The following is a 5,330-nucleotide window of genomic DNA, read 5'->3' as shown; positions in this document are numbered from 1 at the left end:
CCCGATAGCTGATCCTGCCGCGGCTAAAATAAAGCCGAGCTTCGAAGACCATTGATTTGCATCCTTCACCGTATCACTCCTATTTGATCTAACCATTATAAAGCTTCATTGTAAGAATATCTTCCTATATAGTCAAGAACATTTTGATTAGTTTACATCATATATCTATAGACATCTGCCAAAAACTAATATTGAATTATTCAGAAAATTATTTATAATAAGAGAATGTTATGAAATTTGTAAGAATTTCTGCTGAAGTTCTTGATAAGTGTGTTAGGAGTGTTTTTATGGACATCATTAGAAAAATAAGTCATTTTGCAGGACAAACCTTTGGCATATGGGTCATTGTTTTTGCAGTGCTGGGATTTTCTTTCCCATCTTTATTTACGTGGATCAGTTCTTATATTACGATTTTTCTCGGCATTATCATGTTTGGGATGGGCCTTACACTGCAAGCCGATGATTTCAAAGAGCTGGTCAGAAAGCCTTGGCAAGTTATTATTGGAGTAATAGCTCAGTATACGATCATGCCGCTCGTTGCTTTCGGCCTCGCATTTGGGCTTCATCTTCCAGCTGAAATCGCAGTTGGTGTTATTCTTGTCGGCTGCTGTCCCGGGGGAACTGCATCTAATGTTATGACATTCTTAGCAAAAGGAAATACTGCCCTTTCTGTTGCGGTTACGACAATTTCTACCTTATTGGCACCTGTTGTAACACCGTTGTTGATTATGCTGTTTGCCAAAGAATGGCTTCCTGTCTCGCCGGGGTCTTTGTTTATCTCAATCTTACAGGCGGTTTTATTTCCGATCATTGCAGGTCTGATTGTCAAAATGTTTTTCAGAAAACAAGTGGCAAAAGCCGTACATGCCCTTCCGCTTGTTTCTGTCATTGGCATCGTTGCGATTGTCTCAGCTGTCGTCAGTGGCAATCGGGAAAATCTGCTTCAATCGGGGTTGCTCATTTTTTCAGTTGTTATCCTGCATAATGGTATCGGTTATTTACTTGGGTTTCTTTGTGCAAAGCTTTTAAAAATGGATTATCCGTCTCAAAAAGCGATTGCAATCGAAGTCGGCATGCAAAACTCCGGGCTTGGGGCTGCACTTGCCACGGCTCATTTCTCACCGCTATCTGCCGTACCAAGCGCAATATTCAGTGTGTGGCATAACCTTTCAGGTTCTATGCTTGCAACATATTGGTCAAAAAAAGTGAAAAAGAAACAAGCAAGATCCAAAAGCAGCAATCTATCACTTTAAATATGCATCAAAAAAGGTACACCACTTTATCGTGATGTACCCTTTTTTATTATCCTTCTAATAAAAGCTGTTCAGGATCTTCCAGTAAATTTTTGATTGTCACGAGGAAACCAACCGCTTCTTTACCGTCTACAATTCGGTGATCATAAGATAAAGCGATATACATCATCGGACGGTTTTCGAAACGCTCTTCATCAATGGCTACAGGGCGCAGCTGAATCTTATGCATGCCCAGTATACCGACTTGCGGACTGTTTAAAATTGGAGTTGACATCAATGAACCGAAAGTCCCTCCGTTTGTAATCGTGAAGGAGCCTCCCTGAAGCTCGCTAAGGGTTAATTTATTGTTTCTTGCTTTTTTCGCAAGCTCGCCGATCTCTTTTTCGATTCCTGCAAATGTCAGGCGATCCGCATCCCGCACAACCGGAACGACAAGGCCTTCATCAGCAGCAACAGCGATTCCGATATCGTAGAATTTTTTAACGATCAACTCATCGCCTTGAATTTCTGCATTCAACAGCGGATATTTTTTCAATGCAGCCACGACCGCTTTCGTGAAGAAAGACATAAAGCCGAGCTTCACTTCATTTTGCTCAAAAAATTGATCTTTGCGGCGTTTTCTGAGATTCATGACAGCCGTCATGTCCACTTCATTAAATGTGGTCAGCATCGCTGATGTTTGCTGTACCTCTACAAGGCGTTTTGCAATCGTTTGTCTGCGGCGTGACATTTTTTGCACTTCAACAGGTTTGTCAAAGCTTTGCTGTGCTTTTTGAGCCTGAGGCTGCTGCTTTTGCTGAGGAGCCGGTTTTGATGCCGGTTTTTCGTACGCTTCGACATCCTGCTTGCGCACTCTTCCAAGCGGATCTCCAGTTGGAACTTGAGACAGATCAATTCCTTTTTCTCTCGCCAGCTTACGGGCCGACGGAGAAGCAATCGTTCTTGATTTTGCTTCAGATTGTGCTTCCTCGCTCACCTCTTGTGCAGCTGGTTCAGCCTGTTTCTCTTCTTTTACGCTTTCCTTGCTTTCTGCTTTCTCTGTAGGAGCAGGGGCAGAACTTTCACCCGCGCCTTCTGAAATCGTACCGATAATTTCTCCGACCTGGACGGTATCACCCGAATCTTTCAATACCTCTTGAAGTACACCCGATTCTTCTGCTGTCAATTCAACATTCACTTTATCCGTTTCTAGTTCAAGCAGATATTCACCCTGTTCTACATAGTCACCAGGCTGCTTTAACCATTGGGCTATTGTTCCTTCTGAGATTGATTCTGCTAATTCAGGTACCTTAATTTCCGCCATTTTTTCATTTCCCCCTTAGTTTTTGCGAGTCAAGCTATCAGATACAATACGTTCCTGTTCTTTTTTATGAACTGTCGGATCTCCCTCTGCAGGGCTGGATCGTCTTCTTCGTCCAATATATTGAACGCTTACTCCCTCTGGTGCAATCTCTGTCAAATACGGGCTGATATAACCCCAAGCCCCCATGTTCTGCGGCTCTTCCTGCACCCAAACGATTTCTTTCAGGTTCGGAAGTTTTGCAAATAATTCTTTGACTCCTTTTGCCGGGAATGGATACAGCTGTTCGATTCTCGCAATGTGAAGCCACTCTTTACCGTCTTCTAACTTATTAAAATGATCACTGATGTCTATAGACACTTTACCGCTGGATAAGACAAGTCTGGTTACTTTTTCATAGTCATGAGAAAGTCCCGACTGTTCATAAACAGGCTGGAAGCGGCTTTCGCTGAGCTCCTGCACTTCCGACACCGTATTTGGGTTGCGAAGAAGGCTCTTCGGCGTCATAATGACGAGCGGTCTGATTTCTTCACGAAGCAGCATTTTAGCCTGTCTTCTTAAAATATGGAAATACTGTGCCGCGCTTGTCAGGTTGGCAACCGTCCAGTTGTTTTCCGCTGCAAGCTGCAGGAATCGCTCGATTCTTCCGCTTGAGTGCTCAGGCCCCTGTCCCTCGTAACCGTGCGGAAGCAGCATGACTAATCCGGATTTTTGGCCCCATTTGGCGCGTCCAGCAGAAATAAATTGGTCAAAATACACTTGAGCTGCGTTGGCAAAATCTCCGTACTGTGCTTCCCACAAAACAAGCGTTTCCGGTGAATGCACGTTATAGCCGTATTCAAAACCGAGAACCGATCCTTCAGACAGCGGGCTGTTATGAACAGCAAATGATGTGCTGCAGTCAGATAAGTGATGAAGCGGCACAAATTCTTTGCCCGTCTCACTGTCATGAAGCACAAGGTTTCTTTGGGCGAACGTTCCGCGCTCGGAATCCTGTCCTGTTAAACGAATCGGTGTTCCGTCTTTCAAAATTGAAGCAAACGCGAGTGATTCTGCCAAAGACCATTCCACTTTTCTGTCATCATCGAACGCCTTGGCGCGTCTTTCTAAAATGCGTTTTAGCTTGCCGAAAACATTAAATGACTCCGGCCAGTTGATCAATTCGCCATTCAGCTTGCGGAGCACATCAAAATCAATCGAAGTGTCCACATCTGGGAAACCGTTTGATACAGGCTCTGGAAGTTCAATTTCACAGGCAGTGTGTTCCTTTTTAGACGGAACTTTCTGATATGCATCCTCAATGCGCTTCGTTACCGATTTTTCGATGTTTTGAACGACTTCCTCGGTAAGCACGCCTTCTTTTACCAGCTTTTCAGCGAAAATTTGTTTGACGGTCGGATGCTTTCTGACAGCGTCATACAGCATTGGCTGAGTGGTTGACGGTTCATCCATTTCGTTGTGTCCATAGCGTCTGTACCCGATCAAATCAATCAGAAAATCTTTGTTGAATGTTTTTCGGTATTCGACCGCAAACTTAACAGCTGAAAGACAAGCTTCAGGATCGTCCGCATTCACGTGAACAATCGGAATTTCATAACCCTTGGCCAGGTCGCTGGCATATTTTGTCGATCTGGATTCAGCGCTTTCTGTTGTGAATCCGATCATGTTATTGGCGATAATATGAATCGCACCGCCTACTTGATACCCTTTTAAAGAGCTTAAATTCAATGTTTCAGCTACAATTCCTTCCCCAGGGAATGCAGCATCTCCATGGATTAAAATGGCCAGCGATTTTGTTTCATCTTGTACCGGGTATCCGCTTTGTGTTCGCGTTTCCTGTGCTGCTCTTGTGCTGCCTTCAACAATCGGATTGATAAATTCCAAGTGGCTCGGGTTGTTCGCTAACGTAATGCGCGCTGATTTTGTTTCAGCGTCTTGAAGCTCCCGATTCGCCCCCAAATGGTATTTGACATCCCCTGTCCATCCGTAGCTGATCCCAATTGATCCCTCAGACGGGACAAGATCTTTATTCGGCGCATGCTGGAATTCAGAGAAGATGATTTCATACGGTTTGCCGAGCACATGTGCCAAGACATTCAGGCGTCCCCTGTGCGCCATCCCGATGTTGACACTTGTCGTGCCTGATTTGACAGATTGTGCAATAATGTCATCAAGCACTGGAACAAGAGCGTCCAGACCCTCAATGGAAAAGCGCTTCTGCCCGACGAATGTGCGGTGTAAAAACTGCTCAAATCCCTCTACTTCTGTCAGTCTTTCCAGCACAGCCGACAGCGTTTCAGCTGAGTTCTTCTGGAACAGCTCGCCAGATTCAATCTTTCTTGTCAGCCACTCGCGCTCTTTGAAGTCATGCACATGGTCAAATTCAAAAGAGATGGTTCTTTTATACGTATTTCGTAAATACTGAATGGCTTCTAAACCGTTCGTAATGTTTTTAGGAGCGTCTTTGCAGATGACAGACGCAGGTATTGCTTTTATTTCCTCTTCTGTTAGCCCGTAATCGGATAATGGAAAAAGTTCGCTCTTTTTCTCATCCTTTCTGAGCGGATTGACGGAAGCGTTCAAATGGCCATAGGTTCGGATATCTTCTGCAAGTCTGACTGCGGATGCGATCTTTTGAATCAGATCGGCTGTAACACGTCCCTTTTCTTTTGTTCCCGAGACCTCTTTTATATCGCTTGGCGGAGCACCGAGCTCGTCGAACATTTCCTTCAAATCCGGGTCAATGCTGTCCGGATCCTGGGTATACTGATCGTAAA

General features: G+C 44.5%; 4 protein-coding genes. 1 reads left to right on the top strand and 3 read right to left on the bottom strand.

Going from position 1 to position 5,330, the window contains the following annotated elements:
* Window positions 1-69, bottom strand: a 69-nt coding sequence (locus tag RAC86_RS34860; RefSeq protein WP_377886641.1) for a hypothetical protein, incomplete at its 3' end; no start/stop codon positions are given.
* 218 nt (window positions 70-287) lie between these two features.
* Between RAC86_RS34860 and RAC86_RS34855 the strand changes: the two genes are divergently transcribed.
* Window positions 288-1,253: a bile acid:sodium symporter family protein gene (locus RAC86_RS34855; protein ID WP_070549185.1), complete on the top strand. Its 966-nt coding sequence runs from the start codon at window positions 288-290 to the stop codon at window positions 1,251-1,253.
* A gap of 49 nt (window positions 1,254-1,302) precedes the next feature.
* Here RAC86_RS34855 and odhB read toward each other — a convergent pair whose 3' ends face one another.
* Window positions 1,303-2,556, bottom strand: a complete 1,254-nt coding sequence (gene odhB / locus RAC86_RS34850; protein WP_014477077.1) for a 2-oxoglutarate dehydrogenase complex dihydrolipoyllysine-residue succinyltransferase — start codon at window positions 2,554-2,556, stop codon at window positions 1,303-1,305.
* Window positions 2,557-2,571: 15 nt separating this feature from the next.
* The coding region (gene sucA, locus RAC86_RS34845; RefSeq protein WP_377886640.1) for a 2-oxoglutarate dehydrogenase E1 component at window positions 2,572-5,330 on the bottom strand (2,759 nt) is incomplete at its 5' end.

The sequence above is a fragment of the Bacillus sp. LR_5 genome (assembly GCF_042709275.1).
Note: the sequence above shows the minus strand (reverse complement) of the source record. Positions and strands in the feature narration are given on the sequence as shown.